This window comes from Ruegeria sp. Alg231-54 (genome assembly GCF_900143525.1).
In the GTDB taxonomy this organism is placed as follows: Bacteria; Pseudomonadota; Alphaproteobacteria; order Rhodobacterales; family Rhodobacteraceae; genus Ruegeria.
Window position 1 is genome coordinate 13,873 of sequence record NZ_FREZ01000001.1, and the last position, 25,442, is coordinate 39,314.

Annotated in this window: 29 protein-coding genes; 15 read left to right on the top strand and 14 right to left on the bottom strand. The window is 58.8% G+C overall.

Features of this window, described 5'->3' with window-relative positions; genetic code table 11:
* Positions 1 to 246: 246 nt before the first annotated feature.
* From DHN12_RS00060 to DHN12_RS00075, 4 genes are all read right to left on the bottom strand, one after another.
* A complete protein-coding gene (locus tag DHN12_RS00060; RefSeq protein ID WP_108858371.1) occupies positions 247 to 636 on the bottom strand; it encodes a VOC family protein in 390 nt (129 codons plus the stop codon).
* A gap of 6 nt (positions 637 to 642) precedes the next feature.
* Entirely contained in the window at positions 643 to 1,467 is an 825-nt protein-coding gene (locus DHN12_RS00065; protein ID WP_108858372.1) for an arginyltransferase, read from the bottom strand.
* 77 nt (positions 1,468 to 1,544) lie between these two features.
* The gene (locus tag DHN12_RS00070; RefSeq protein ID WP_058274521.1) at positions 1,545 to 1,976 is read right to left on the bottom strand and encodes an RDD family protein; all 432 of its coding nucleotides are present in this window, start codon (positions 1,974 to 1,976) and stop codon (positions 1,545 to 1,547) included.
* Between the two features lie 65 nt (positions 1,977 to 2,041).
* Positions 2,042 to 2,464, bottom strand: coding sequence for a DUF2852 domain-containing protein (locus DHN12_RS00075; protein WP_108858373.1), 423 nt, complete (start codon positions 2,462 to 2,464; stop codon positions 2,042 to 2,044).
* A 147-nt stretch (positions 2,465 to 2,611) separates the two neighbouring features.
* On the opposite strand from DHN12_RS00075, the gene DHN12_RS00080 reads away from it, so the two are divergent.
* The 5 genes from DHN12_RS00080 to DHN12_RS00100 are packed head-to-tail and all read left to right on the top strand — an operon-like array spanning position 2,612 to position 7,826.
* Complete coding sequence (locus DHN12_RS00080) at positions 2,612 to 3,001, top strand: nuclear transport factor 2 family protein (RefSeq protein WP_234416514.1); 390 nt, start codon at positions 2,612 to 2,614, stop codon at positions 2,999 to 3,001.
* Positions 2,998 to 5,787: a glutamine-synthetase adenylyltransferase gene (locus DHN12_RS00085; RefSeq protein ID WP_108858375.1), complete on the top strand. Its 2,790-nt coding sequence runs from the start codon at positions 2,998 to 3,000 to the stop codon at positions 5,785 to 5,787. Before DHN12_RS00080 ends, DHN12_RS00085 begins: the two co-directional genes overlap by 4 nt.
* On the top strand, positions 5,774 to 6,046 hold the full coding sequence (locus DHN12_RS00090; protein WP_108859046.1) for a hypothetical protein: 273 nt from the start codon (positions 5,774 to 5,776) through the stop codon (positions 6,044 to 6,046). Before DHN12_RS00085 ends, DHN12_RS00090 begins: the two co-directional genes overlap by 14 nt.
* Positions 6,047 to 6,084: 38 nt before the next feature.
* Positions 6,085 to 7,287: an RSP_2647 family RNA methyltransferase gene (locus DHN12_RS00095; protein ID WP_108858376.1), complete on the top strand. Its 1,203-nt coding sequence runs from the start codon at positions 6,085 to 6,087 to the stop codon at positions 7,285 to 7,287.
* The gene (locus DHN12_RS00100) at positions 7,284 to 7,826 is read left to right on the top strand and encodes an RSP_2648 family PIN domain-containing protein (RefSeq protein ID WP_108858377.1); all 543 of its coding nucleotides are present in this window, start codon (positions 7,284 to 7,286) and stop codon (positions 7,824 to 7,826) included. The genes DHN12_RS00095 and DHN12_RS00100 overlap by 4 nt, the downstream gene beginning before the upstream one ends.
* 71 nt (positions 7,827 to 7,897) lie before the next feature.
* On the opposite strand, the gene DHN12_RS00105 is transcribed toward DHN12_RS00100, so the two are convergent.
* Positions 7,898 to 8,584 carry a M48 family metallopeptidase gene (locus tag DHN12_RS00105; protein WP_108858378.1) on the bottom strand — a complete coding sequence of 229 codons (687 nt, stop codon included), beginning with the start codon at positions 8,582 to 8,584 and terminating at the stop codon, positions 7,898 to 7,900.
* A 220-nt stretch (positions 8,585 to 8,804) separates the two neighbouring features.
* Here DHN12_RS00105 and DHN12_RS00110 point away from each other — a divergent pair, with 220 nt between their 5' ends.
* A complete protein-coding gene (locus DHN12_RS00110; protein WP_108858379.1) occupies positions 8,805 to 9,473 on the top strand; it encodes a hemolysin III family protein in 669 nt (222 codons plus the stop codon).
* 3 nt (positions 9,474 to 9,476) lie between these two features.
* On the opposite strand, the gene DHN12_RS00115 is transcribed toward DHN12_RS00110, so the two are convergent.
* From DHN12_RS00115 to DHN12_RS00130, 5 genes are all read right to left on the bottom strand, one after another.
* Complete coding sequence (locus DHN12_RS00115) at positions 9,477 to 10,661, bottom strand: VWA domain-containing protein (RefSeq protein ID WP_108858380.1); 1,185 nt, start codon at positions 10,659 to 10,661, stop codon at positions 9,477 to 9,479.
* Positions 10,662 to 10,664: 3 nt separating this feature from the next.
* Positions 10,665 to 10,835, bottom strand: a complete 171-nt coding sequence (locus DHN12_RS24565; RefSeq protein ID WP_186437468.1) for a hypothetical protein — start codon at positions 10,833 to 10,835, stop codon at positions 10,665 to 10,667.
* Positions 10,836 to 10,838: 3 nt separating this feature from the next.
* Positions 10,839 to 12,206 carry a DUF2927 domain-containing protein gene (locus DHN12_RS00120; RefSeq protein ID WP_108858381.1) on the bottom strand — a complete coding sequence of 456 codons (1,368 nt, stop codon included), beginning with the start codon at positions 12,204 to 12,206 and terminating at the stop codon, positions 10,839 to 10,841.
* On the bottom strand, positions 12,203 to 12,652 hold the full coding sequence (locus DHN12_RS00125; RefSeq protein WP_373455747.1) for an N-acetyltransferase family protein: 450 nt from the start codon (positions 12,650 to 12,652) through the stop codon (positions 12,203 to 12,205). Before DHN12_RS00125 ends, DHN12_RS00120 begins: the two co-directional genes overlap by 4 nt.
* 116 nt (positions 12,653 to 12,768) lie before the next feature.
* Positions 12,769 to 13,614 (bottom strand): MoxR family ATPase, encoded by an 846-nt coding sequence (locus tag DHN12_RS00130; protein ID WP_108858382.1) that lies wholly within the window; start codon positions 13,612 to 13,614, stop codon positions 12,769 to 12,771.
* A 372-nt stretch (positions 13,615 to 13,986) separates the two neighbouring features.
* Between DHN12_RS00130 and dksA the strand changes: the two genes are divergently transcribed.
* Both dksA and DHN12_RS00140 read left to right on the top strand, forming a co-directional pair.
* Positions 13,987 to 14,409 (top strand): RNA polymerase-binding protein DksA, encoded by a 423-nt coding sequence (dksA, locus tag DHN12_RS00135; RefSeq protein WP_058274529.1) that lies wholly within the window; start codon positions 13,987 to 13,989, stop codon positions 14,407 to 14,409.
* Positions 14,410 to 14,479: 70 nt separating this feature from the next.
* Positions 14,480 to 15,631, top strand: coding sequence for an FAD-dependent monooxygenase (locus DHN12_RS00140; protein ID WP_108858383.1), 1,152 nt, complete (start codon positions 14,480 to 14,482; stop codon positions 15,629 to 15,631).
* Between the two features lie 4 nt (positions 15,632 to 15,635).
* Here DHN12_RS00140 and xth read toward each other — a convergent pair whose 3' ends face one another.
* Together xth and DHN12_RS00150 are read right to left on the bottom strand one after the other, a co-directional pair.
* A complete protein-coding gene (gene xth / locus DHN12_RS00145; protein WP_108858384.1) occupies positions 15,636 to 16,415 on the bottom strand; it encodes an exodeoxyribonuclease III in 780 nt (259 codons plus the stop codon).
* A 60-nt stretch (positions 16,416 to 16,475) separates the two neighbouring features.
* Positions 16,476 to 16,799 (bottom strand): iron-sulfur cluster assembly accessory protein, encoded by a 324-nt coding sequence (locus DHN12_RS00150; protein ID WP_058277565.1) that lies wholly within the window; start codon positions 16,797 to 16,799, stop codon positions 16,476 to 16,478.
* A 76-nt stretch (positions 16,800 to 16,875) separates the two neighbouring features.
* Between DHN12_RS00150 and DHN12_RS00155 the strand changes: the two genes are divergently transcribed.
* On the top strand, positions 16,876 to 18,018 hold the full coding sequence (locus tag DHN12_RS00155; protein WP_108858385.1) for a deoxyguanosinetriphosphate triphosphohydrolase: 1,143 nt from the start codon (positions 16,876 to 16,878) through the stop codon (positions 18,016 to 18,018).
* On the opposite strand, the gene DHN12_RS00160 is transcribed toward DHN12_RS00155, so the two are convergent.
* Positions 18,019 to 18,570, bottom strand: a complete 552-nt coding sequence (locus DHN12_RS00160; protein ID WP_108858386.1) for a hypothetical protein — start codon at positions 18,568 to 18,570, stop codon at positions 18,019 to 18,021.
* 131 nt (positions 18,571 to 18,701) lie between these two features.
* Between DHN12_RS00160 and argS the strand changes: the two genes are divergently transcribed.
* The 6 genes from argS to DHN12_RS24305 all read left to right on the top strand — a co-directional run bounded on the left by argS (position 18,702) and on the right by DHN12_RS24305 (position 24,270).
* Positions 18,702 to 20,447: an arginine--tRNA ligase gene (argS, locus tag DHN12_RS00165; RefSeq protein WP_108858387.1), complete on the top strand. Its 1,746-nt coding sequence runs from the start codon at positions 18,702 to 18,704 to the stop codon at positions 20,445 to 20,447.
* 39 nt (positions 20,448 to 20,486) lie between these two features.
* Entirely contained in the window at positions 20,487 to 21,599 is a 1,113-nt protein-coding gene (locus DHN12_RS00170) for an SPOR domain-containing protein (RefSeq protein WP_234416515.1), read from the top strand.
* Positions 21,596 to 22,603, top strand: coding sequence for a beta-N-acetylhexosaminidase (gene nagZ, locus DHN12_RS00175; protein WP_108858388.1), 1,008 nt, complete (start codon positions 21,596 to 21,598; stop codon positions 22,601 to 22,603). Before DHN12_RS00170 ends, nagZ begins: the two co-directional genes overlap by 4 nt.
* Positions 22,593 to 23,387: a ScpA family protein gene (locus tag DHN12_RS00180; RefSeq protein ID WP_058274503.1), complete on the top strand. Its 795-nt coding sequence runs from the start codon at positions 22,593 to 22,595 to the stop codon at positions 23,385 to 23,387. Before nagZ ends, DHN12_RS00180 begins: the two co-directional genes overlap by 11 nt.
* Positions 23,380 to 24,036 (top strand): SMC-Scp complex subunit ScpB, encoded by a 657-nt coding sequence (gene scpB / locus DHN12_RS00185; RefSeq protein WP_108858389.1) that lies wholly within the window; start codon positions 23,380 to 23,382, stop codon positions 24,034 to 24,036. The genes DHN12_RS00180 and scpB overlap by 8 nt, the downstream gene beginning before the upstream one ends.
* A 63-nt stretch (positions 24,037 to 24,099) precedes the next feature.
* On the top strand, positions 24,100 to 24,270 hold the full coding sequence (locus DHN12_RS24305) for a hypothetical protein (RefSeq protein WP_159089934.1): 171 nt from the start codon (positions 24,100 to 24,102) through the stop codon (positions 24,268 to 24,270).
* Positions 24,271 to 24,322: 52 nt separating this feature from the next.
* Here DHN12_RS24305 and DHN12_RS00190 read toward each other — a convergent pair whose 3' ends face one another.
* Complete coding sequence (locus DHN12_RS00190) at positions 24,323 to 25,402, bottom strand: 2'-deoxycytidine 5'-triphosphate deaminase (protein ID WP_108858390.1); 1,080 nt, start codon at positions 25,400 to 25,402, stop codon at positions 24,323 to 24,325.
* Positions 25,403 to 25,442 lie beyond the last annotated feature (40 nt).

The window sequence follows — 25,442 nt, forward strand, 5'->3', positions numbered from 1 at the left end:
TCTCGCGCATGCCGCGAAGGGCAGCAATGCGGACTGCAACTGCCGAAATGCCGTAGGGCGACCAACGGCAGGAATGGGCCGATTTTGACGTTCGCGATTGGGCAATGCCCCAGGGATCACAATCAGGGGTGACAACTTCTCGACCACAACTGAAAGTACAACTAACGAACGGGCTAAGGGCGCTGCCCCTTTCTTGGTCTGCGACCAATTCAACCCCGGGATATTTTTTGCCAGATGAAGTGCGGATCAGGTGAACTGGATCAAGTCCCAGCGATTGCCGCAGGGGTCGCGCCAGACGGCGACGATGCCATAGGGCTCATTGCGCGGGTCTTCCTCGAAATGGACGCCTGCCGTGACCATCGCGTTGTAGTCACGTTGGAAATCATCCGTTTGAAGGAAAAAGCCGACACGCCCGCCGGTTTGGTTTCCAACGGCAGCGGTCTGGCTTGGGCCATCTGCCTTGGCCAGCAGCAGGGACGCGTCGCCCGGACCTGGCGGTGCAACCCGAACCCAGCGTTTGCCACCGCCGAGATCAACATCCTGCAGCAGGGTGAAACTGAGTGTTTGGGTATAGAAGGCGATCGCGTCGTCGTAGTCCGGCACCACGAGGGTGACGGCGAAAAGACTTTGGGTCATGGGATATCAGCCTTTGGTGGGGTGGCGGTCGGGCAGTTGGATGCTGGCAACCTGTTCCGCGATTGGTGCGGTTGACAAAGGGTGGCGGCTGGAATCCGTCAGTTCAGATGGGTTGTTTACGCTTATCCATTCGCCCTGGTAATAGGCCTCAAGCCCTGAGAAGCGCGCTTTGTAACCCATCTTGGGGCTGCCCGGCACCCAGTATCCAAGGTAGACATATGGCAATCCGGCTTCGCGCGCGATGTCGATGTGATCGAGGATCATGTATGTGCCCAGCGAGTGCTGCGGTTGCTGGGGGGTATAAAACGAGTAGACCATGCTGAGGCCGTCATCCAGGACATCTGTCAGGCTGACGCCGATCAGATCCCCGGATTTAGGGTCGGCATATTCCACGACCCGGCTGCGGATCGGGGTTTCTTCGATCATCGCGGCGAACTCGAAAACGTCCATATCGGCCATTCCACCATCCGCGTGGCGGGTATCCAGGTAGCGGCGGAAGAGTTCGTATTGCTCGTCCGTGGCCCAGGGTGAGTTCGCCCTGCGTTGCAGGTAAGCGTTGCGTTTCGCCGCGCGTTTCTGGCTCTTACTCGGACGAAAAGCCGTCACGTCGATCCGGGCCGACAGACAGGCCGCGCAATCGGAGCAGGACGGGCGGTACAACACGTTTTGCGATCGGCGAAACCCTTGTTGGGACAATGAGTTATTCAGCTGATCCGCACCTTCCCCCTGAAGGGCAGTGAACAATTTACGCTCCATCCTGCCCTCAAGATAAGGGCAAGGCTGTGGGGCCGTCACATAGAATTGTGGCGCGATTGGCAGCGTGTGTCGCATGAACGTTCCGTGTTTCCTTGGACCGGATGATAACAACCGATCCTAAAACCGCCAAGTGATTCACGTCGTTGAATTTTTTACGCGCGCTGGTTGATCATGACAGTTCCAAGGAACGCATCGGTAAGTCCCTGGCCACGTGCGCTGGTCAGCATCATGATGACCGAGATGATCTGAATGACCGGAAACGCCATACTGACAAAATAACCGGCTGTGTGGGCCACCGCTTTGCCCAAATCCATCCGGGATCCAAATGAATCGCGCAGTTCGATCCCCATAAAGCGCATGCCCAGTGTGGCCGAGCCATTGGCAATGGTAATCACGCGGTAGACGAAACTGACGACGGCATAGATCAGGGCCAGGACGAAAAAGCCCAGACCAAAGGTCAGCAGGATGGCCACCGTACACAACAGCGAGATAAAGGCGATGTCGAACAGCCAGGCGATAAAACGCTTGGTCGCGACAGACTGGTAAAACTCCGGCTGTCGGTCTGGGTCGGGCAGGTGGGTCATATTTTGATTTCCGGCTGAGATTTTTGGACACCCTGTCCCGAATGTCGGGACAGGGCAAGGTCGGCTTAGGCGCGTTCGCCGTTTTCAGCCTCATCGTTGTTTTCACGGGCGCGTTCATCCATGAACTGGTCAAACTCGGCCTTGTCCTTGGCATCGCGCAGGCGGCGCAGGAAGGACTCGAATTCTTGTTGTTCGCGCTCGAGCCGGGCCAGGGTGTCGGACTTGTAGGCGTCAAACGCGCTATTGCCGGATGGCTTCATCGCACTCATGTGGCTGTGCCAGGATTTGCGACGGCTGCAGGATTTGCTGAACATGCGTTTGCTCCAGATCATATAGGCAAGAAGCGCCAGGCCAACGGGCCAGAAAAAGATGAAACCAAGGACCATGGCGGCGATCCAGGCCCCTTTGCCCTTGTCATCCATCCAGGCTTCGGCACGAGAGAGCCACCCCGGATTTTGTGGGACGGCGTGGTCGGACAATGCGGTCATTTGGGTTCTCCGGGTTTGATGTAAATTGCGTTCACATTGTCTAGATGGGGACTGAAATGGGGGTTGCAAGGGGCCGATGTAAAAATGATTTACATTTTGGATTTTGCGACGGTTGACCTTGCTGCGGAACGGGCGCACTTTCCGCCTATGCAACATGTTGAAAATACGACACCTCCGACGCTGGATGAAATTCTAAACCTGGAAAAGCAGGTTTGGACCGCCCTGATGGAAGGCAATGCGGCTGCTGACCGGGCGTTGCTGAGCCCAGATTTCCTCGGGGTTTATCCGACGGGGTTTGCGAACCGGGATGATCATGTGGGGCAGTTCGCCGACGCGCCGACGATGGCGCGCTATGAGCTAAGCGACACCCGGTTGCGGGTTTTGACGTCCGACATTGTTCTGCTGTCATACCGGGCCGACTATCAGCGACCCGAGGCCGAGGGTTGGGAGGCGATGCTAATCTCGTCGCTTTGGGAACGGCGGCATGACGTCTGGGTCAACAGTTTCAGCCAGGATACACCGCTGGAGGGGAAATGACCGGGCCTCTTTCCATTCAGCGCCTGCCACGTGCATTCGATCAGTCTCTTGGCGATGATGCGCGCGCGGCGGTCAGCGGCATTACCTCCGATCAAGGCGAGTTGATCGCTGGGGCAGCAGGGTCCAGCCCCTATCTGAAAAACTTGATCGATCACGAAAGCGATTGGTTGGCCTCAGCGCTGCAACACCCCGAACAAGCGCTGGCCGACGTTCTGCAGGCTGCGCGAATGTTACCGCCGGATCAGTTGAAACCGGGGCTGCGGCTGGCCAAGCGACGGATGGCGTTGTTGACCGCTCTGGCCGATCTGGCGGGCGCTTGGCCGTTGGAAAAGGTGACCGCGGCGCTAACCGATTTTGGCGCGTTGGCGGCGGATGTGGCGGCCAAGGCCGAGATCGCCAACCTGATCCGGCGCGGCAAACTTCCGGGCATGGGGCCGGACGATGTCGAAACCGCCGCCGGGATGATTGTCCTGGCGATGGGCAAGATGGGCGCGTACGAGTTGAACTACAGTTCGGACATCGACCTGATCGTTCTGTTCGATGAGACCCGGTTTGATCCCGATGACTTCTACGAAGCTCGGCAAGGCATGGTGCGGGCGACGCGCAATTTCTGCGCCACGCTCAGCGACAAGACAGCGGATGGGTATGTATTCCGCACTGATCTGCGCCTGCGCCCGGACCCAGCGGTAACGCCGGTCTGCATGGCGGCTGAGGCGGCCGAGCGGTACTATGAAAGCCTTGGCCGCACGTGGGAGCGCGCGGCCTATATAAAAGCACGCCCATGCGCTGGCGATATTGCGGCAGGACAACGGTTTCTGGATACGCTGCGCCCCTTTGTCTGGCGGCGTCACCTGGATTTTGCTGCCATTCAGGACGCCCATGACATGCGGCTGCGCATACGTGAAAATAAGGGAACCGGCGGTGCTCTGACCATTCCAGGCCATGACATGAAACTGGGGCAGGGCGGCATTCGCGAAATCGAGTTCTTTACCCAGACCCGCCAGTTGATCGCTGGGGGTCGAGACCCTGACTTGCGCGTGCGCGGTACAGTGCCCGGATTGGCGGCCCTTGCCGAAAAGAATTGGGTCCCGCAGGACGTGGCCGACAAGCTGACCGATCACTACCGCGCCCATCGCGAGGTCGAACACCGCATCCAGATGGTCCATGACGCTCAGACCCACAAGGTGCCGCAATCGCCGGACGGGATAGAACGCGTTGCCTGCCTGATGGGGATAGACGTCGACGAACTGACCCGTGACCTGACCCACAGGCTGACCGAAGTGCACGAACTGACCGAAGGCTTTTTTGCGCCCGGTTCCTCAACGCGCGCGCCAGTTGGCGAAGTGGATTTTGACCAGAACGTTCTGGCCCGCTGGACGACATATCCCGCACTGCGATCGCAACGCGGCGCGCGGATTTTCGAACGTCTCAAACCCGAGCTGCTATCGCGTTTGGCAAAAACGGCGCAACCGGACGAGGCGCTGCGGGCGCTGGATGGTTTTCTGTCAGGCTTGCCCGCCGGCGTTCAGCTGTTTTCACTGTTTGAGGCCAACCCCCAACTGATCGACCTGCTGATTGATATTGTCGGGACATCCCACGCGCTTGCGGCGCATCTGTCGCGCAATGCATCGGTGTTTGATGCGGTGATCGGCGGGAGTTTCTTTAGCGACTGGCCGGGGCAGGCCACGCTGCAGGCGGATCTGGATCAGGCCCTCTCGGAGGAAGCGGATTACGAAAGCCAGCTCGATCTGGCCCGCCGTTGGTGCAAGGAATGGCACTTCCGCGTTGGCGTTCATCACCTGCGCGGGCTGATCGATGGTGAACAGGCGGGGCAGCAATACGCTCAGCTTGCCAGCGCTGTGATCGCTGCGATCCTACCGCGTGTGTCCGAACAGTTTGCCCGTAAACACGGTCCGGCCCCGGGGCGCGGTGCAACCGTGCTGGGCATGGGGTCCCTTGGGGCTGGGCGAATAAACTCGCAATCCGATCTGGATATGATCGTGATCTATGACCCTCTGGATCAGGATATGTCCGACGGCCCGCGCCCCTTGGCCACCCGCACTTATTACGCACGGTTTACGCAGGCGCTGATCACGGCCCTATCAGCGCCGATGTCGCAGGGGCGGCTGTATGAGGTCGATATGCGCCTGCGTCCGTCAGGCAATCAGGGGCCGGTGGCGACAAGTTGGGCCAGCTTTACCAACTATCAGCAAAACGAGGCCTGGGTTTGGGAACACCTTGCCCTGACACGGGCCCGCGTTATCGCCGGAGACGATGGTTTGGCCGAAGATATCGAGACGTTCCGCACAACCCTGCTGTCGCAACCGCGTGACCATCAGAGGGCCCTGCGCGAAGTGGCCGAGATGCGCGCCCGCTTGGCCGCAGCCAAATCACCTGCGGGGATCTGGGACGCCAAAAACGGCCCCGGCCGGATGATGGATATTGAACTGATGGCAGAAACCGGGGCGCTGTTGTCAGGCGTCGTACAGCGCGATGTGCATTCCGGTTTGGACGGCGCCGTCGCTGCTGGTTCGCTGGACGTCGCTCAGGCGCAAACGTTGAAGGACTGCTACGACCTATGCTGGTCCGTGCAATGCGCGGCGCGTTTGTTGTCCGGCAAGGTCATCGAAGCTGACAAGGTCGGCGAAGGGGGGGCTGCCTTCCTGTGCCGCGCGACTGGATTTGAACAGGTTGAACAGCTGCAAAGCGCGCTGCAAGACAGCTACAGCACGGCCGTCGGGATCATTGGCGGCGTGATCAGGGACGAAGATGATGGCGCAGAGTAAAGATCCAAATGATCACAAAGGGTTGATCCGCGAAGCGTACCGAATCGAAGGCATCACGTTGCCTGAATGCCGCAGCATCTTTCTGGACTGGGCGCTGAGCCTGCCCGCTGAACGGGACCAATCCCAGGCGCTGATCGATCTGCATGCCGCCTATTCCCAGCAGGACGCGGATCACCCGATGACGCAGGTGCTGGCTGAGGGGTTGCAATCTGCCAAAACCCCCAAGCGGCGGGGCGGTTGGCGGTCTCGCGACCGCTAGGGCTTTTCCCCCGTGGCGTTCGCGACTATGAGGGCGTCATGACCCAAATTGCCGATCACCCCCGTATCCGCCTGAAACCCAAAGCCAACGCACGTGGCCTGCGCCACGGTTTTCCTTGGGTGTATGCCAATGACATCGTGACGGATCGCCGGACGCGTAAAATCCCGGCAGGGGCGCTGGCGGTGCTTGAGGATGACAAACGCGCGCCCATTGCACTGGTTGCGGTGAATCCTGACTCCAAAATCATGTGCCGCGTTCTGGACCGCGATCTGGACGTGCAACTGGACGCCGCGTGGTTCGAAACCCGCCTTCGCCGCGCGCTTGAGATGCGCGAACGCCTGTTCGACGCAACCTATTATCGCCTGATCCACGCCGAAGCGGACGGCTTTCCCGGCGTCATTATCGACCGGTTCGGCGATGCCTGTGTGATCCAGCCCAATGCCGCGTGGGCCGAGGCGCATCTGGAAACTCTGACCGAGGCTCTGGTCACTGTCACCGGCGTGACAACCGTGCTCAAAAACGCCTCGGGCCGGACCCGAGGGCTGGAAGGTTTGGATGATGTGAACCTCACCTTGCGTGGCACCGCGCCCGATGCGCCGCTACCGGTGCCGATGAACGGCGCGACCTACATGGCCGATCTGACCGGCGGTCAGAAAACCGGTCTGTTCTATGACCAACGCCCGAACCATGCCTTCGCGGCGCGACTTGTCCAACCCGGCGCGCAGGTATTGGACGTGTTCAGCCATGTGGGTGGTTTCGGGCTGGCAATGCTAGCCGGTGGCGCGGGCCGGGCGCTGTCTGTAGATGGATCTGCAGCCGCGCTGGACCTTGCGACCAAAGGGGCCGAGGCCTCTGGTTTTGCAGACACGTTCCAAACCCGTCAAGGCGATGCCTTCGAGGTCCTGACCCAATTGGGTGAAGAGGGCGCGCAGTTCGACGTCGTCATCTGCGACCCGCCAGCCTTTGCACCTTCCAGACAAGCGCTGGACGCGGGCCTGCGTGCCTATGAACGTGTGGCCCGTTTGGCGGCAGCTCTGGTCATACCCGGCGGCTATCTGGGCCTGTGCTCGTGTTCGCACGCGGCTGATCTGGGTCGGTTCCGCGACGCGTCGTCTCGTGGGATTGGTCGGGCAGGGCGACAGGCGCAACTGATCCATACAGGCTTTGCCGGACCCGACCATCCACAACTGCCGCAACTGGCTGAAAGCGGCTATCTCAAAGCTGTGTTCTACCGGCTGTGAAAGCAGTTCTGGATACCTGCGTCATCTACCCTACGGTGATGCGAGAGATGCTGCTCGGCGCTGCCAAACTAGGCCATTTCACCCCCGTGTGGTCGGCCCGCATCCTCGAGGAATGGGCGCGTGCGGCCCGTAAGCTGGGCCCAACAGGCGAGGCTCAGGCCCGCGCCGAAATCGCACTGGCGCAAGCCAATTGGCCCAAAGCCGAGTTTCCTGCGGCAACCAATGTCGAACAGCGGCTCTGGCTGCCGGACAGTGCGGATATCCACGTTCTGGCAACGGCTGTTGCATCCTCGGCGGACGTGATCGTCACTGTCAACGCCAAGGACTTTCCCCGAAACATCCTGTCCGAGGAAGGGCTGGATCGCCGCGATCCAGACGGTCTGCTGCACAGCTTCTGGCAATCCGATCCCGACGGTATGAGCGACACAGCCAACCGTGTCCTGGCCGAGGCCAACCGCCTGTCGGGCGACCAATGGACCCTGCGCCCGCTTATGAAAAAAGCCCGCCTCCCACGTCTGGGCAAAGCGCTCGCCGCGTAAACGGGATCCAGCTTCATCTGGCTAAAAATATCCCGGAGAGCACTATAGGCTGGCCTCTCGCTGCCCTTAGATCAGCCACGGTTCCAACGCTGCTCTAATGCCTCCAGGGCAGCGATCCGTTCGTCTGTTTTTGGATGGCTCATCAACCAGGCGGGCACAACGCCAGCACGCTGCTGCGTCAGGTCTTCCAGCTTGTGAAACAGCGACTTCTGCGGTCCGATCCCGATCCCGGCTTTGGTCAGCAAAGCGGCGGCATACTCATCAGCCTCATACTCATCACTGCGCGACAGGCGCGACGCCAACAGGTGCGTCAGCATATTGGCGATCCACGCGCCGATGAACGGGATAAAGCGGTTCAGCAGCATCATCAATGCGGCCCGCAGCGCATTCTGTCCGGAAAAGTCGATCATCCGACGGCGCGCATGCCCCAGCGCCACGTGACCGAGCTCATGCGCGATGACGCTGGCCATTTCTTCGGCGGAAACCTCGCCGCTGCGAAATTTGCGGTAGAATCCACGCGTGATAAAAATCCGACCGTCCGGTGCCGCCAGACCGTTCACGGGGTCAATCTCGTAGATGTAGACCGGCACCCGGTCGATCTCTAACGCTGCAGCCAGCCGGTCGGTCATGCGTTTCAGGGCAGGGTCGGCCAGCTCAGTCGATTTTGCATCCAGGTCCCTATGGGTGCGCCAGACGGAAATCCGGTACATCACAATGGCATAGGCGATCGCCAGCAGGATCGGGGTCAGACGTAGCATATTACAAATATGGTTCCGGGCAGGGGAATAGGCAACTGGCCCAGTGTCATAAACTCTGCGTTAAACAACAAGATTGTTGTCCATTGCTTCCAACGGCCCACTGCGCAAAAGAAAATCGCCGCCGGTATTCCGCTTGAGGGCAATCAAACTGAGGTGAACAGGTGAAACACAGCGGCTGCCAGACTTGTCGCAGGGCAGGTTGCGCCATAACTTTGAAACTATGTGGTCATTTGCCGATATCCGACCAGCCTATAGCCGGGCTGAAAGAGTCAGTGATGGCGTTGTTCATGTCCTTGGCGTTGCAGCGGCAATTGTTGCCGTTCCGGCGCTGATCGCGTTGACCGCCCTATATCGGACCGAGCCTGCCGCAGTTCTTGGGGTCTCGGTCTACGGCTTCACGCTTATCCTGATGCTGTCGTTTTCGGCTTTGTACAACATGGTGCAATCAGATAGGTGGGGCGAGCTGCTGCGACGCCTTGATCACTCTGGGATTTACGTCAAGATTGCAGGTACTTACACGCCGTTCATCATGCTTTCTGGTGCCTCAATGACCGGGCTCATGATCGGTCTTTGGTCATCTGCGACGCTTGGATCAATCCTGAAGATGATCGACCCGCACCGGTTCCGTTGGTTCGGTTTGGCGCTGTATGTGTTGATGGGATGGGCGTCTGTTTGGGCGGGTCAATCACTACTCGCCGACTTGTCGCAACCTGTTGTGGCGCTGATGATCACCGGAGGCATCGTCTATACCGCGGGCATCGCCTTCTATCTTCTGGATTGGTTACCGTTCCACAACACGATCTGGCATGTCTTCGTTCTGACAGGCAGCGTGTTGTTTTTCCTTGCGGTTTCGTTCCGCATTGCCTGGGCGCCGGTCCTGCAGATCTGATGGTCAGCGGGTCAGTTCCCGCATGCCCTGTTCCAACCCGGCCAGCGTCATCGGCACCATGCGGTCCTCGAAAACCTCGCGGATCATGCCGATGGAATGGGTGTATTCCCAGTACTTTTCCGGCACCGGGTTGATCCACAGATTTGATGTCCACTGCCCGCGCGCGCGTTGCAGCCAGACCTGACCGGCTTCCTGGTTCCAGTGCTCATTCGCACCACCGGGATAGGCAATCTCATAAGGGCTCATCGAGGCGTCGCCGACGAAGATGCACTTGTAGTCTGAACCATAAGTGCGCAGTACCTCGTGGGTCGAGGTCTGCTGATCCCATCGGCGGTGATTGTTGCGCCAGACGCCTTCATACAGGCAGTTGTGAAAGTAGTAATATTCCAAATGCTTGAACTCGGTTCTTGCAGCGGAAAACAGCTCTTCGACAACTTTGATATGTGGATCCATCGAGCCGCCCACATCCAGAAACAACAGCACTTTGACTGCGTTGTGACGCTCGGGGCGGGTTTTGACGTCCAGATAGCCATGTTCGGCGGTGGCGCGGATCGTGCCGTCCAGATCCAGTTCCTCGGCCGCACCTTCGCGGGCCCAACGACGCAGGCGTTTCAGCGCGACCTTGATATTGCGCGTACCCAGTTCAACCGTGTCGTCCAGGTTCTTGAATTCACGCTTGTCCCACACTTTGACGGCGCGCTGATGGCGGCTTTCCTTTTGGCCGATACGCACACCTTCTGGGTTATAGCCATAGGCCCCGAACGGCGACGTCCCGGCGGTGCCGATCCACTTGTTGCCACCCTGATGGCGGCCTTCCTGATCCTTGAGACGCTCGCGCAGCGTCTCCATCAGTTTTTCAAAGCCGCCCATGGCCTCGATCTCGGCTTTTTCTTCGTCTGACAGGTGTTTCTCGGCCATCTTGGCCAGCCATTCGGCAGGGATATCGACAGCTTCGAGTACCTGATCAAAGCTGATCTCTTCCAGACCTTTGAAACTGGCGGCAAAGGCCTGGTCGAACTTGTCGATATTGCGCTCGTCCTTCACCATCGACACGCGAGCGAGGTAATAGAACGCCTCGACATCATAGGTCGCCAGGCCCTTTTTCATGCCTTCCAAAAAAGTCAGATACTCGCGCAGTGATACGGGAATGCTTGCTTTGCGGAGGTTTTCGAAAAAGGGCAGAAACATTCGTTAACCCACCAAACGAACCAGGATCAGGGAAAGCACCAGACCTACAATGGCAAATGCGATGCCGTAACCGGCCGCATATTGGGCAATATCCGCGCCGCTGCCATTGCGTTTGCGAGCCTTCATCGCGCCAAGGATCGCCCCCAATAACGCCATTCCCAAAACTACGACCATGCGTTATCCGCCTCTGTTGTTGGTGGACGGACCTTCGGCAACTTCCTGCATCAGCGACCGGACCACGACTTCCGAGCCAAAGCCGTATCGCGCCCATGCCAGACTGTCCAGCCTGACGGTACGTGCCTGTTTCGGGCGTCCGGCTTGATTGAGCGCTTCGGATTTCAACAGTAACAGAGTTGCCAATTGAGCGGCGTTTTCGGCCCGCGACATGACAGCAATTGCCTTGTCCAATTCGGGCAGGATCTCTGGTCCTTTTCCCTGCGAAAGCGCGAAGGCTGCGGTTTGCGTGGTCACATAAGCCTGATGGATTTCTGTTCCCGGTGCTGAGCGCAGAAATTGCATGGCAATTTCGTAGTGTCGGATCGCTTCTTGCGGATTGTCGAATTGCGCCATTCGGCCAAGAATATAATGCGGATATGCTCGCCGATGGTCGATCCAGCCCTGTTCCTGCCCGATCTGAACCGCTCTTTCCGCGGCTTTCACCCGGTTGCGGGTGCTTGGCCTTGATCCAAGCGACTTTTGGACGGCGTTGATCCACTCGCGCGGTGTGTCCGAAACAGGTTGCGCGGGTAAAGTGTTGCCGCGCGGGTTCAGCCGGCTGAGAATGCCGGGCAAAACGGCTTGCACTTGTTCGCGTGTCATGCCGCTGCGCAATTGGGGCGAATAAGCCGTGCGCAGAATCAGCATGTCAAAACCGGTCAGAATGGTGTGGATGTTGTCGTCGTTGAACACCGAATCCGGCAGGTGATACAGGTCATTCAGCGGCCCCAGAGCCTGTGCCAGTTCCTCGTGCAGGCAGTCGCGCTTTTCCTGCGGGCTCACGTCATAGGGAATGAAAATGCCCAGCCGTTCGCGGCTGCGCAGCGCGGTCCAACTACTTTTGCGTTTGCGCCGGTCCTGTCGATATTCCTCAAAGCTGGATGCGTTGGGAACCACGAAACAGGCGGCTTGCGGCAGGATGCGCTGGATCTGCTCCTGGCTAACGGCCTCGATTGTTATGTTGGCCTGGCCATCCGTTATCTGGTGAATGTCGATCCCGGCCTCGCGTTGCAGACGCGTCAACAACCGGGTCAGATCGCGCTGCATTGACGGTGTGGGTGATCCCGTAAGCCGAACGGTGACGGGGCCCTCGAACCGGGTGAAGACGCGCAGGGTGGCACCGCCTTCGAGCGCGAAGTGCAGGGAAAGGAAATCGGACGCAATATTAGCGTTCGACCTAGCGGGTGGTCTTGGTCGGGTTGACGTGAACGCTTTGGCGGGCGGCAGGTTTGCCTCGATCGCCTTGACGCGTGTTGGCGGTTCAGGGGGGGTAACCGCGGTGCATCCGGCGACGGCAAAGCCAATCAGGACCGCAGCGACCCTGATCATGGGCGTTGATACCGGATAAAGGGCGTTTGCTTGCCAATCCGATCATAGAGCTTGCGCGCTGTGTGATTGAACTCTTGCGTCAGCCAATAGACGGATGGCGCGCCTTGCCGGTCGGCCTCATCATACACCGCATGAATCAACGCGCGGCCAACGCCGGTTCCGCGCGCCTCGGGCCGGGCGAACAGGTCTTGCAGGTAGCAAACGCTTTCTTCTTTCCACGCATGGCGGTGAAACAGGTAATGGGTCAGACCGACAAGCTGACCATTCGCGTCGGCCACGAAGCAGGAAAAATCGTTGGGATCATTGCCCAGCAACCGTGCGAAGGTGCTGTCATATGTTTGATCCGGCACGGTCGTTTCATAAAACGCCAGATAGTCGCGCCACATCTCGGCCCATTCTGCGCGATCTTCGGGCAGCAGCGCCCGGATATTGAAGGTGTCAGACACGCAATGGCTCCTATGTCGTCAGGCCGAACTGCCCGACGACGCCGGACGGCCTTTTGGCCAATGCTGACACCCGGCCCCCCGCAAGGCAAGCAGGGATCACCAAGTGTTCAAAATTCTCAGCGTTTGCTGCGCGCCATGAAGGCGAGACGTTCAAACAAGTGAACGTCCTGCTCGTTTTTCAGCAGCGCGCCGTGCAACTTGGGCAACGCATTGGCCCCGTCGCGTTTGAGGTCCTCGGCGGTCAGGTCTTCGGCCAGCAACAGCTTGAGCCAGTCCAACACTTCCGAGGTCGACGGTTTCTTTTTCAGCCCCTGCGTTTCACGGATTTTGTAAAACTGGGTCAGCGCTGTGGTCAGCAATGCATCCTTGATGCCCGGGTGGTGCACGTCAACGATACGGCGCATGGTCGCCTCATCCGGGAAGCGAATGTAGTGGAAGAAACAGCGTCGCAGGAACGCGTCGGGCAGTTCCTTTTCGTTGTTCGAGGTGATGATCACGATGGGGCGGTTTTTGGCTTTGATGGTGTCCCCGGTTTCGTAGACATGGAACTCCATCTTATCGAGCTCTTGCAACAGATCATTGGGAAATTCGATATCGGCCTTGTCGATCTCATCGATCAGCAGCACGACCTTTTCATCGGTCTCAAAGGCCTGCCACAGTTTGCCCTTGCGAATATAGTTCGACACGTCATGTACGCGCTCGTCACCCAATTGGCTGTCGCGCAGGCGGCTGACCGCGTCATATTCGTACAGGCCTTGCTGCGCGCGGGTGGTGGATTTCACGTTCCACTCAATCATCTTCAGCCCCAGCGCGCCTGCTACCTGTCTGGCCAGTTCGGTCTTGCCGGTTCCGGGTTCACCCTTGACCAGCAGGGGACGTTCCAGCGTAACGGCGGCATTCACTGCAATTGTCAGGTCATCGGTGGCAACATATTCGGCTGTACCTTGGAAACGTGCGGTCATGGGCCCCTCATTCAATATCGCGCGGCATTTGTCCTTGGGGTTATAGCGGGGTGAAAAATTTGACAAGACAGGTCGCTACGTCGCGCAGGGCGAAATTGATGTGCGACTCCAATGCCTTTGGTTGATTCGGGCGCTAACATGGGGCGCGACAATTTTGGGAGCGCCGCAAAAAAGCCTGCCAATTTTCACAGAAAAACAAGGATTTGTTGTTTTAAGTCTCATATTTAGATGACCTGAAACAGCGCGCAGCCGGGCTAAGTTTCCATAGTGACATTCCCCCCGCTGTCGGATAAACGCTCCGCAGAAGGGGATTGCCGCATGTCAGGTGAAGCAAAGGTGACCGGCGTTGCAGGCCACACCGAGGGAGCAAAAATGAAGCAGGAAGTATTTCTGCCAGAGGATTATCGTCCAGCCGAAGACGAACCATTCATGAACGACAAGCAGTTAGAGTATTTTCGTCGTAAGCTGCTGGATTGGAAAACTGAACTTTTGGCAGGCAGCCGCGATACGATCGAAGGGCTGCAGGACAACACTCGCAACATTCCGGACGTCGCAGACCGCGCAAGCGAGGAAACTGATCGTGCGCTGGAACTACGGACACGTGATCGCCAGCGCAAGCTGGTGGCCAAGATTGACTCGGCCCTGCGCCGGATCGACGAAGGCGAATACGGATATTGCGAGAAGACGGGCGACCCGATTTCGCTGAAACGTCTTGATGCGCGCCCGATTGCAACCATGACGCTAGAAGCGCAGGAACGCCACGAGCGCCGCGAAAAGGTCCACCGCGACGATTGATCGCTGGAAAAATCAGAATTCTCAAACGCCGGGGCCTTTTGCTCCGGCGTTTTTGCTTTAAGCCAGTGATATGAATATCAACGGTCTGAAATTTGGCATCATCGGCGGTGGTATAGGTGGGATCGCTGCCGCTCTGGCGTTGCGGCAGCGCGGCGCTAAGGTCGTGGTTTTTGAGCAGGCCGCCGAATTGACCGAGGTCGGCGCCGGCTTGCAGATCAGCGCCAACGGAATGGTCGTACTGCGTGCCCTGAACGTTGTCGGTGAAACACCCGAGGCGGGCCAGCGGTCTTACGGAACAGTGTTGCGCGACTACCGGGCAGGGCGGTCTGTTAGCGAGATACCGGCCCCAGTCGCTGGACCGACCTATTACTACCATCGTGCTGACCTGCTGGGATTGTTGCACAAAGCAGCGCTTCGGGACGGTGTCGAGTTTCGACTGGGCGCACGAGTTGCGCAGGTGCGCAGACATCCCTTCGATGCCGAGATTATTCTGGAAGATGGTGCAAACCTGCGCGTTGATTGTGCGATTGCCGCCGACGGTGGGCGAAGCACGATCCGCGCAGACCTGAACGGGCCCGAAGCACCGAAATTCACCCATCAGGTGGCCTGGCGGGCGACGATTCCTTGGGCGCGTCGCGATCACAAACCCTGGGCCGTTCTGACGATGGGACCGGGCCGGCATGTTGTAACGTATCCTCTGCGCGAACACACACTGATGAACGTCGTAGCGATCGAGGAACGATCCGACTGGCAGGAAGAAGGCTGGCGACGACGCGGTGATCCCGAGGAACTGCGCGCACGATTTTCCGACTTTGGCGGCGTGGTCGGGGAAATCCTGGGGCAGGTACTGGAACCCCATATCTGGGCGTTGTTTCTGCGGCCCGTCGCCGAACGCTGGCAGAATGGGCGTGTTGCATTGTTAGGGGATGCGGCTCACCCGACACTCCCATTTATGGCGCAGGGTGCCTGTCTTGCGCTTGAAGATGCGTGGGTCCTGGCCCGATCTTTTGATGACCAATCCGGGATAGAGCAGGCGCTGTCCACTTATGAAACCCGCCGTCATCAAAGGGCGCAACGCGTAGTTGCCGCGGCTGGGTCCAACGCCCGAAATTTTCATCTGCGCGGCCCGATGCGCTTGGTCGCACAGGCCGCTCTGATGGCGGTCGGGCCACGGTTGTCCCGGAAATACGACTGGATTTACAGCTACGACGCGACGGCCTGAGGTTTCACAGGTCCAAGTCGACCCAGACGGGGACATGGTCCGAGGGCTTTTCATGCCCGCGTATCTCGGCATCAATCCTGCAATCGCGCAACAGATCGGCGGCCTGCGGCGTAAGCAGGAAATGGTCGATACGGATCCCGTCATTGCGGTTCCAGGCACCGGCTTGGTAGTCCCAGAACGAATAATGCTCAGGACCTTGGGTGACGGCGCGAAACGCTTCGGTGAACCCCAGATTCAGGATTTTGCGAAACGCCGCACGGCTTTCCGGCCGGAACAGAGCATCCTCGCGCCATGCATCTGGACGTTTGGCGTCTTCGGCCTGCGGGATGATGTTGTAATCCCCAGCCATCAGCGCGGGCTCTTCGCTCGCCAGCAGATCGCCCGCGCGGTCATATAGCCGCTCCATCCAGGACATCTTGTATTCGTATTTCGGACCCGGCACCGGGTTACCGTTCGGCAGGTACAGACCGCAGATCCGAAGTGCTTTTTTGCCAATGACGGTCGCCTCAATCCAACGGGCCTGTTCGTCCTCGTCGTCACCAGGAAGGCCCCGAGTCACATCTTCAAGTGGCAACTTGGACAGGATCGCCACGCCGTTGAAGCTCTTTTGCCCGTGGGTTTCGACGTTATAGCCCCGCTCTTCAAACAGCTCGCGTGGGAAGTTTTCGTCGATTGATTTAATTTCTTGCAGCAAAACGACGTCCGGCTGCGCGTCATCCAGCCAACGGGGCAGGGCTTCGGCTCGCGCTTTGATGCCGTTGATGTTGAACGTGGCGATTTTCATGCGCGATCCTCCGGCTGGCTGCCGGTTGATCTATCCCTCAACCGCGCGGGCAGGGCAAGGTCACATTGAAAATGAAGTGCCGCAGCCGCAGGAAGAGGTAGCGTTGGGATTCTCGATCACAAACCGAGCGCCGATCAGTTCCTGCGTGAAATCGATCACCGCGTTTTCCAGAAACGGCAACGAAATCGCGTCGACGATCACTTTCTGGCCTTTGCCTTCCAGCACAAGGTCGTCTTCTTTCGGCTCGTCCAGCGCGATTTCGTATTGAAATCCGGAACATCCGCCGCCTTCCACTGCGACGCGCAGGGCTTGTCCCTGATCGGCTGCGCCGATCTCGGCGAGACGTTCAAAGGCGCGTTCTGTAACTGTGGGGGGCAGATTCATGCCAAACTCCAAAGGTTTATTTCCTTTACGCCTTACAATATAGAAAGTGCAAGGACAGGCGACAAGGACAAGGCCTTTGAACATAGCGGGTTTTGCCTCGAACCCAGGCCGCGCCAGGGGGCGGCTTGTGCCAGAGGAGGAAAGCAGTTTCCGGTCATGCTTTCAACGCGACAGGGACCGGATCATTCACGCCAGCGCGTTTCGGCGGCTTAAGCACAAGACACAAGTGTTTGTAGAGCACGAGGGCGACAGCTATCGCACGCGCCTGACCCATTCCATCGAAGTTGCACAGGTCGCGCGAACAATCGCCGGAGCCTTGGGTTTGAACGGTGAACTGACCGAGGCCGTGGCGTTGGCGCATGATCTGGGACACACACCGTTCGGACATACTGGCGAAGATGCCCTTCATGCGCTCATGGAGCCTTTCGGCGGATTTGACCACAACGCACAGGCCATTCGCATCGTCACCAAGCTGGAACGCCACTATGCCGAGTTTGACGGATGCAACCTGACGTGGGAGTGCCTAGAGGGGATTGCCAAGCATAACGGGCCGGTCACCGGTGATTTGCCGTGGGCGCTGGCCGAGTACAACGCGGGTTTCGATCTGGAGTTGTACACTCATGCCAGTGCCGAAGCACAAGTTGCCGCCCTTTCGGATGACATTGCCTATAACAACCATGACCTGTTGGACGGGTTGAGGGCGGGTCTGTTCACGGATGATGAAATCGGGCAATTGCCTATCGTCGGTGACTGCTATGCCGAGGTGGATCGGAGATATCCGGGTTTGGATTCTTATCGGCGCCGGCATGAGGCGCTGCGCCGTGTTTTCGGCGTTATGGTTTCCGATGTGATTGTCACGTCGCGTGGGCTGATCACGAGTTCGGGCGCGGAGACCGTCGAGGAAATTCGCAATCTTGGTTATCCGGTGATCCAGTTCTCGGGCGGTTTGTGGGCGCAACTCAGGGAAATCCGCGCCTTTTTGTTCAAGCAGATGTACCGAGCGCCCAGCGTCATGGACGTGCGCGCCGAGGTTAGCAAAGTCGTGGAAGATCTGTTCCCAATCTACATGAACGATCCGAAACAGATGCCCGCGCGCTGGCATGACGATATTGAGGCGGCCAGCGATGAAACAGCGCTGGCGCGGATTGTCTCGGACTACATTGCAGGAATGACCGACCGATTTGCCCTGCAGGATCATGCAAGGCTGGCTGGTACCTGATCACTCGACCCCGATATAGGCGATCGCCCAGACCTGTTGGCCGGACTGCTCCTGTGCCAATTCTTCGTCATTAGTCGGGGGGAAGACAATCATGGTGGGGCCATAGCTGCCAATACCCATCGGCGCACCGTCCGCGTGTGTCGCGACAATGGGTTGGTGCGCGGTGATGCTGTCCCATGGGATTTCGGACTGATAGCCATCCATAGCCATTGGCTTGGCGGTTTTTCCTTCGGCCCCGGCCATGATCAATAGGTCCGACAGGCGTGGCCCGGAAAAGGCGATGTCGCTCTGATTGTCTTCCGGGCCGTAAGGAATAGTGATTTCAACCTGCTCCAGTCCGTCCAACATGGCCGCATCAAAGCCGGCGGCTCCGTCGTGCTGAACCTCCAAGTATCCCAGCAGACCGCCATCGTTTTCGCCGCGGGCTGGCAGGTTGGTTTCAGTGACTGCTCCGCCAAGGGTCAAAAGTACATGGCCTTGCGGTTCAGGCATGTCGGCCCAAAGCGGCAGGGCAGAGGTCAGAACAAAGGCGATGGGCAGGGCAAGGCGCATAGGGGTGTCTCCGGCTTGAATTTCCACCGACGTTAGCTGAGTCTACCGCTAATCCAAGCCCAAACTGATCGCTTCCATTGACCTTGCCGCTTTGCGTGGTAAACCGCCGGGCAAGCAAAAGGACATCCGAAATGAACCTGTTTTCCGAGATCCGCGGCCTCGTGCTGGATGCGCTGGCACAGATGCAGTCCGAAGGCGCATTGCCCGAGGGGCTGAGTTTTGACAACGTGGCAGTCGAACCGCCGCGCGATGCGGCGCATGGCGACATGGCAACCAACGCCGCGATGGTGCTGGCGAAACCTGCCAAGATGAAGCCGCGCGACATTGCCGATGTGTTAGCTGGAAAGCTGGCGGCGGATGACCGGATCACCATTGCCGAAGTTGCCGGACCGGGCTTTTTGAACCTGCGGCTTGCGGCATCGGTGTGGCAGGGTGTGTTGGCAGCGGTATTGGAACAGGGCACTGATTATGGCCGCTCGTCCATGGGGCACGGGCAGAAGGTCAACGTCGAGTATGTCTCGGCCAACCCCACAGGCCCGCTGCATGTGGGCCATACGCGTGGTGCCGTGTTCGGTGACGCCCTGGCAAGCTTGCTGGCGTATTCGGGCCATGACGTGACCCGTGAATACTACATCAACGACGGGGGCGCGCAGGTGGATGTACTGGCGCGGTCCGCGTATGAGCGCTATCGCGAGGCCAACGGGCTGAGCCCCGAGATTGCCGAGGGGCTGTACCCCGGTGACTATCTGATCCCGATCGGTGAAGCGCTGAAAGAGAAATACGGCGACAGCCTGATCGACAAGCCGGAAAGCGACTGGCTGGAAGAACTGCGCGAGTTTTCGACCGACGCAATGATGGATCTGATCCGCGCCGACTTGAAGGCGTTGGGTGTCGAGATGGATGTGTTCTATTCCGAAAAATCGCTTTACGGCACCGGAAAGATCGAGGCCGCGCTTAAGTCCCTGACCGATAAGGGCTTGATCTACGAAGGCGTACTGGAACCACCCAAAGGCAAAAAGCCCGAGGATTGGGAGCCACGCGAGCAGACCCTATTCAAGTCCACCGAGCATGGTGATGACGTCGACCGCCCGGTTAAGAAGTCAGACGGCAGCTGGACCTATTTCGCCCCGGATATCGCCTATCACTATGACAAGGTGACCCGTGGTTTTGATGCGCTGATCGACGTGTTTGGTGCGGATCATGGCGGCTATGTCAAACGGATGAAGGCAGCTGTTTCGGCCCTGTCCGATGGCAAGGTGCCGTTGGATATCAAGCTGACGCAGCTGGTAAAGCTGTGGAAGAATGGCGAGCCGTTCAAGATGTCCAAGCGGGCAGGGAACTTTGTCACTCTGCGCGATGTGGTCGATCAGGTTGGCCCGGACGTGACCCGGTTTGTGATGCTGACCCGCAAGAACGACGCGCCGCTGGACTTTGATTTCGGCAAGGTGTTGGAACAAAGCCGCGAGAATCCTGTGTTCTACGTGCAATACGCTCATGCCCGTGTCATGAGCGTACTGCGCCGTGCCGCCGAGGCGGAAATCGCTACGGATGACGCGACTCTCAAGGGTGCTGATCTGGGCAAGATCGACCATGCCTCAGAGCTGACGGTGGCCAAAAAGCTGGCTGAATGGCCGCGTCTGATCGAAATTGCCGCACGCACCAATGAACCGCATCGGGTTGCCTTTTACCTGTATGAGCTGGCGGGTGACTTCCACGCGCTATGGAATAAGGGCAACGATGAAACGCAACTGCGATTCATTCAGGATGGCGATGTTGCCACAAGCCAATCAAAAATCGCATTGGCCCGGGCCGTTTCTGTTGTGATTTCAGCGGGCTTGGGTATTCTTGGCGTCACTCCGGCGCAGGAGATGCGGTAACTAACACCGCCCGACGCGCCGGTACGAGGTAGGCAAGAAATGACCCGCGCGCCACTTTTTAGGGCGCAATCGGGCGGTGAGGCGGACATGGCAAGTTACGATTACTCGGGGCAGATGCGCCCCGAGGAGATGCATTACACGAATCAGCCGCATCCTGAGGATGGGTATGAGTATCCCGACGACTCCTATGGCTATGAACAGGCTCCGCGAGGGGCAGGGCTGGGCCGTATCGTCAACGTCATGGGTGCGGTAGCGTCGCTGGCATTGGTCGCCGGGATCGGCGTCTGGGGCTTCAAACTGGTGATGCGCGACGTTAGTGGCGTGCCTGTTGTTCGCGCCATCGAGGGGCCAATGCGCATTCAGCCGGAAAACCCCGGCGGCACCCCGGCCGATCACCAGGGTCTGGCCGTCAATGCCGTGGCAGCCGTTGGAACGGCAGCGCCGCCAGCAGATCGCTTGATCCTTGCGCCGCGCCCGGTTTCGCTGACAGACGAAGATACGCCTGTTGAACCGCTGAAGCCGACGCAGGCCGTGCATGTCGTCGAAGAAGAAATCTCGGATCAAGAGGCCGCGCAGCTGCGCCAGAATACAGTCGATGCCCTGGTTGCAGAATTGGCCGGTGGGGCGGCGAAAACGGATGACCCGGCAGAGCAGGGCGTACAACTCGCCTCGTTGGCACTGCCCGAAGAAGAGCCCGCCATTGATCCTGCTGATCTGGCCGCACAATTGCCGGATCCGGAACTGGCGGCACTGCCCGGTGTCCGCCGATCCCTGCGCCCGTCCACGCGCCCAGCCCGAGCGACGCCAAGCGGGATTTCATCCAACAGCAGTACCGAAGCTGCGATCAACGCCGCTGTCAAAGCCGCCGTTGGGGTGGACGTGGATCCGAATACACTGTCCAAAGGCACGCGCATGGCCCAGCTGGGTGCGTATGAAAGCTCGGATGTGGCTCGCGCGGAATGGGATCGCATGAATGGCCGATTTGGTGAGTATATGGATGGAAAACAACGTGTTATCCAGAAAACCTCAAGTGGCGGCCGGACATTCTATCGTCTGCGTGTTCTTGGGTTTGATGACCTGAGCGACTCGCGTCAGTTCTGTGCCGCTCTGGTCGCACAAGGTGCAGACTGTATCCCGGTTGCCGTTCGGTGACATTCGGAGCTGCGATCACCGATGCCGAAGGGCTGCGCCTGACGTCAGAGGAAAAGAGACTATTCCAGCAGATGAACCCATTCGGGTTCATTTTGTTTGCGCGCAACATAGATACAGCTGAACAAGTTCGTGCCCTATGCGATGACTATCGTGATGCCGTAGGGCGCAATTGCCCTATCACCATCGATCAGGAAGGTGGCCGTGTGCAGCGTCTGCGCGCGCCATTGGCACGCGAATGGATGCCGCCCCTGGATCATGCAGGCCGCGCCGGGGATCAGGCGGAACGCGCTATGTACCTACGGTATCGACTGATCGCAAAAGAGCTATTCGAGCTTGGCATTGACAGCAACTGCGCCCCGATGGTCGATTTGGCGCGCGACGATACCCATGCGTTTTTGAAGAACCGCTGTTATGGCTCTGACCCCAAACGGGTTTCAGTTCTTGGGCGTGCGGTTGCCAAAGGCCATCTGGATGGGGGTGTTTTGCCGGTGCTTAAGCACATGCCGGGGCATGGATTGGCAACGCTGGACAGCCACCATGACCTGCCGCATGTGGACCTGACACAGGACCAGCTTGAGCAAGCGGATTTCGAACCGTTTCGGGCGCTGAACGATCTGCCGATGGGGATGACGGCGCATCTGGTCTATGACCGGATTGATCCGCAACCAGCTACGATTTCATCTGCGATGATCGGGCTGATCCGCGATAAAATCGGTTTTGACGGTCTGATCATGACCGACGATATCTCGATGAAAGCGCTGAGTGGGGCGCCCGAAGACATTGCGCGTCAGTCACTGGCCGCAGGGTGCGACGTGGTTCTGCACTGTAACGGAACGTTTGGCGCGCGTGCCAAGGTGCTGGAAACAGCCGGAGAAATGACCGCGCAAGCGCAAAAGCGCGCGGAAAGGGCGTTGTCGATGCGACAGAAGCCTGTGGAACTTGACATCCAAGCGGCCGAAGCGGAACTATCTGCCCTAATGGGCGGGCAGGTATATGAACGATAATCTCTTTAGCGAAGACCCGGCCTCGGTCGCGGATCGTCTTGCGGCAGAGGCGTTGATTGTTGATGTCGACGGGTTCGAAGGTCCGTTGGATGTATTGTTGACCCTGTCGCGAACCCAAAAGGTCGACCTTCGGAAAATATCGGTTCTCGCGCTTGCGCAGCAGTATCTCTCCTTTGTGGAAAAAGCGCGCGCGCTGCGGATTGAACTTGCGGCAGACTATCTGGTCATGGCCGCCTGGCTGGCCTTCCTTAAATCCCGGCTTTTGTTGCCACCGGATCCGGATGACGAAGGCCCCTCGGGCGAGGAACTGGCCGCTCACCTGGCGTTCCAGTTGGAACGCCTGCAGGCCATGCGCGACTCTGCCGCGCGTCTCATGGCCCGTGATCAACTGGGGCGCGATTTCTTCAAACGCGGGCAGGGTGAGGATATCACCCGTATCCGCACCGTGACTTACTCTGCCACGCTGTTGGATCTGATGCAGGGATACGCCCGTATCCGAACTCGTGACGAGTTCCGCCCCTTTGTTATGGACCGCGATTCAGTTTTCACAATGGAACAGGCGCTAGAGCGGATGCGCCCGCTGATCGGGTTTGCCGGGGCTTGGACGGATATGGAATCCTATCTGCCCGAGGGCTGGGATGCTGACCCGGTGCGTCGCCGCTCTGCCACTGCAGCGACCTTTGCTGCCTCGCTTGAGCTGGTGAAAGAAGGACATATGGAGATGAAGCAAACCGAGACGTTTGCTCCGATCCATTTGCGCAAAAGGACTGACACACGTGACTGACGAACCGCAAGACGAAGGCACCGGCACTCTGTTCGAAGCGCCACCCTTGGCGGAGCAGGAGCGCATGGTCGAGGCTGTGCTGTTCGCCAGTTCCGAGCCAGTGACGATCGCCGATCTTGAGGCGCGGATGCCGCATGGCAGCGACGCGGCGCAAGCGGTTGAAATTTTGCAGAAACGGTACGAAGGTCGCGGTATCCGCGTTGTCCGCGTGGGTGAGGCTTGGGCCATTCGCACCGCCCCCGATCTGGGCTTTCTGATGCAAAAGGAAACGGTTGAAACCCGAAAGCTGAGCCGCGCAGCCATCGAAACGCTGGCCATCGTCGCCTATCATCAGCCCTGCACCCGTGCCGAGATCGAAGAGATCCGGGGCGTCTCGGTTTCGCGCGGTACAATCGATCAACTGTTGGAAATGGAGTGGATCCGTCTGGGCCGCCGCCGGATGACACCCGGCCGTCCGGTCACCTTTGTTGTGACGCCACAGTTTCTGGATCATTTCGGGTTGGAAAACGCCCGCGATCTTCCGGGGCTCAAGGAATTGCGGGCTGCTGGGTTGCTGGAAAACCGGCCGCCCCCGGGCACGATGCCGTTGGGCGAAGGGCGTGATGACAGCGAAGATGAGGACCAGACCGAGCTGTTCGAGGAAGAGTGATGACTTGGCCCTTTTGTTGCCGTTGGAATCACCTATGTTGTGGCCAATCTGAGGAGTTGAGCAATGAATATGAATCGCATCATCGACATGATCATCCGCCAGATCATGCGGCGGGTCGTCAACAAAGGAATCGACAAGGGTTTTGATGTGGCGGGCCGGATGGGAAAGCCGAAACAAAGATCGGCTGTGCCTCATGACTCGGGCGCAAATGACGACAGCAACCGTCAAGCCTAGCAGATAAGCCCGGCGCAGGGCGTAATCTGAACGTGCGCCGGTTCAAGAAGTGTTAACCAACAGCCTTGAAGTGTTTGGACAGTTTCAGCCCCTGTCCCTGATAATTCGACGCGATGCCCGCACCATAAAGCTGCGTGGGCATTTCGGTCATCTTCTCATAGACCAGCCTCCCGACGACCTGCCCATGTTCCAGAACAAAGGGAGCCTCGTGGCAGCGTACTTCCAGCACGCCGCGTGATCCCGCTCCGCCCGCCGCGGCGTGACCGAAGCCGGGATCGAAGAATCCGGCATAGTGCACCCGGAACTCGCCGACCATTGCAAGGTAGGGGGCCATTTCAGCCGCATACATCGGGGGAATATGGACCGCCTCGCGGCTGACCAGGATATAGAATGCGCCGGGGTCCAGGATGATACGGCCATCGGTGGTGCGCACCTCTTCCCAGTATTCTTGCGGGTCATATTCCCCAATCCGGTCCAGATCGATCACACCGGTATGCGGTTTGGCCCGATAGCCAACCAGATCAGTGTCGGGCAATTGCAGGTCGACCGAGAATCCCAGCCCATCCTGAATGACCGCCGGTCCGTCGACCAGTGGCGAGTCGTTGTGCAATGCGGTCAGTTCCGCGTCGCTGAGCACTGCCTGACCCTGACGAAAGCGAATCTGGTTCAGCCGCATGCCCGGTCTCACCAGAACCGAGAATGAGCGTGGACAGATCTCGGCAAAAAGCGGCCCGTTATAGCCTGCCGGTACCCGGTCAAACTCGGTGCCACCATCGGTGATCGTGCGGGTCAGAAGATCCAGCCGCCCGGTCGAGCTTTTGGCATTTGCCACCGCGCTGGTATCGGCGGGCAGGGCCAGCGATTCCATCAGCGGCACCAGATAGACGCAGCCTTTTTCCAGAACGGCTCCGTCGGTGATGTCGATGCGGTGCATCTCAAACTCGGCCAGACGATCCGCGACCGTGCGTCCTTCGCCGGACAGAAACGAGGCGCGGACCCGATAAGCTACTGTACCTAAACGTAAATCAAGGCTAGCGGGTTGGATTTGTGCCGGGATAACATCAGGGCTGGCGGTGATTTCACCGCGCGCGATCATCGCTTCGATCTGTTGGTTTGGGCATACACCTGTCATTCCGATCCCCTCTGTTGCCAGAGCGGGATCTGGCCTGTCT

Excerpts from the sequence above, each read along its gene's own strand:
- DHN12_RS00075 (WP_108858373.1), bottom strand. The coding sequence starts at position 2,464 with ATGACCGCATTGTCCGACCACGCCGTCCCACAAAATCCGGGGTGGCTC.
- DHN12_RS00140 (WP_108858383.1), top strand. The coding sequence starts at position 14,480 with ATGAATATCAACGGTCTGAAATTTGGCATCATCGGCGGTGGTATAGGT.
- DHN12_RS00085 (WP_108858375.1), top strand. The coding sequence starts at position 2,998 with ATGACCGGGCCTCTTTCCATTCAGCGCCTGCCACGTGCATTCGATCAG.
- DHN12_RS24305 (WP_159089934.1), top strand. The coding sequence starts at position 24,100 with ATGAATATGAATCGCATCATCGACATGATCATCCGCCAGATCATGCGG.
- DHN12_RS00115 (WP_108858380.1), bottom strand. The coding sequence starts at position 10,661 with ATGTTTCTGCCCTTTTTCGAAAACCTCCGCAAAGCAAGCATTCCCGTA.
- dksA (WP_058274529.1), top strand. The coding sequence starts at position 13,987 with ATGAAGCAGGAAGTATTTCTGCCAGAGGATTATCGTCCAGCCGAAGAC.
- DHN12_RS00110 (WP_108858379.1), top strand. The coding sequence starts at position 8,805 with ATGTGGTCATTTGCCGATATCCGACCAGCCTATAGCCGGGCTGAAAGA.
- DHN12_RS00080 (WP_234416514.1), top strand. The coding sequence starts at position 2,612 with ATGCAACATGTTGAAAATACGACACCTCCGACGCTGGATGAAATTCTA.
- DHN12_RS00095 (WP_108858376.1), top strand. The coding sequence starts at position 6,085 with ATGACCCAAATTGCCGATCACCCCCGTATCCGCCTGAAACCCAAAGCC.
- DHN12_RS00180 (WP_058274503.1), top strand. The coding sequence starts at position 22,593 with ATGAACGATAATCTCTTTAGCGAAGACCCGGCCTCGGTCGCGGATCGT.
- DHN12_RS00060 (WP_108858371.1), bottom strand. The coding sequence starts at position 636 with ATGACCCAAAGTCTTTTCGCCGTCACCCTCGTGGTGCCGGACTACGAC.
- DHN12_RS00190 (WP_108858390.1), bottom strand. The coding sequence starts at position 25,402 with ATGACAGGTGTATGCCCAAACCAACAGATCGAAGCGATGATCGCGCGC.
- xth (WP_108858384.1), bottom strand. The coding sequence starts at position 16,415 with ATGAAAATCGCCACGTTCAACATCAACGGCATCAAAGCGCGAGCCGAA.
- DHN12_RS00130 (WP_108858382.1), bottom strand. The coding sequence starts at position 13,614 with ATGACCGCACGTTTCCAAGGTACAGCCGAATATGTTGCCACCGATGAC.
- DHN12_RS00070 (WP_058274521.1), bottom strand. The coding sequence starts at position 1,976 with ATGACCCACCTGCCCGACCCAGACCGACAGCCGGAGTTTTACCAGTCT.
- DHN12_RS00120 (WP_108858381.1), bottom strand. The coding sequence starts at position 12,206 with ATGATCAGGGTCGCTGCGGTCCTGATTGGCTTTGCCGTCGCCGGATGC.
- DHN12_RS00150 (WP_058277565.1), bottom strand. The coding sequence starts at position 16,799 with ATGAATCTGCCCCCCACAGTTACAGAACGCGCCTTTGAACGTCTCGCC.
- DHN12_RS00105 (WP_108858378.1), bottom strand. The coding sequence starts at position 8,584 with ATGCTACGTCTGACCCCGATCCTGCTGGCGATCGCCTATGCCATTGTG.
- argS (WP_108858387.1), top strand. The coding sequence starts at position 18,702 with ATGAACCTGTTTTCCGAGATCCGCGGCCTCGTGCTGGATGCGCTGGCA.
- DHN12_RS00160 (WP_108858386.1), bottom strand. The coding sequence starts at position 18,570 with ATGCGCCTTGCCCTGCCCATCGCCTTTGTTCTGACCTCTGCCCTGCCG.
- DHN12_RS24565 (WP_186437468.1), bottom strand. The coding sequence starts at position 10,835 with ATGGTCGTAGTTTTGGGAATGGCGTTATTGGGGGCGATCCTTGGCGCG.
- DHN12_RS00065 (WP_108858372.1), bottom strand. The coding sequence starts at position 1,467 with ATGCGACACACGCTGCCAATCGCGCCACAATTCTATGTGACGGCCCCA.
- DHN12_RS00170 (WP_234416515.1), top strand. The coding sequence starts at position 20,487 with ATGACCCGCGCGCCACTTTTTAGGGCGCAATCGGGCGGTGAGGCGGAC.
- DHN12_RS00090 (WP_108859046.1), top strand. The coding sequence starts at position 5,774 with ATGGCGCAGAGTAAAGATCCAAATGATCACAAAGGGTTGATCCGCGAA.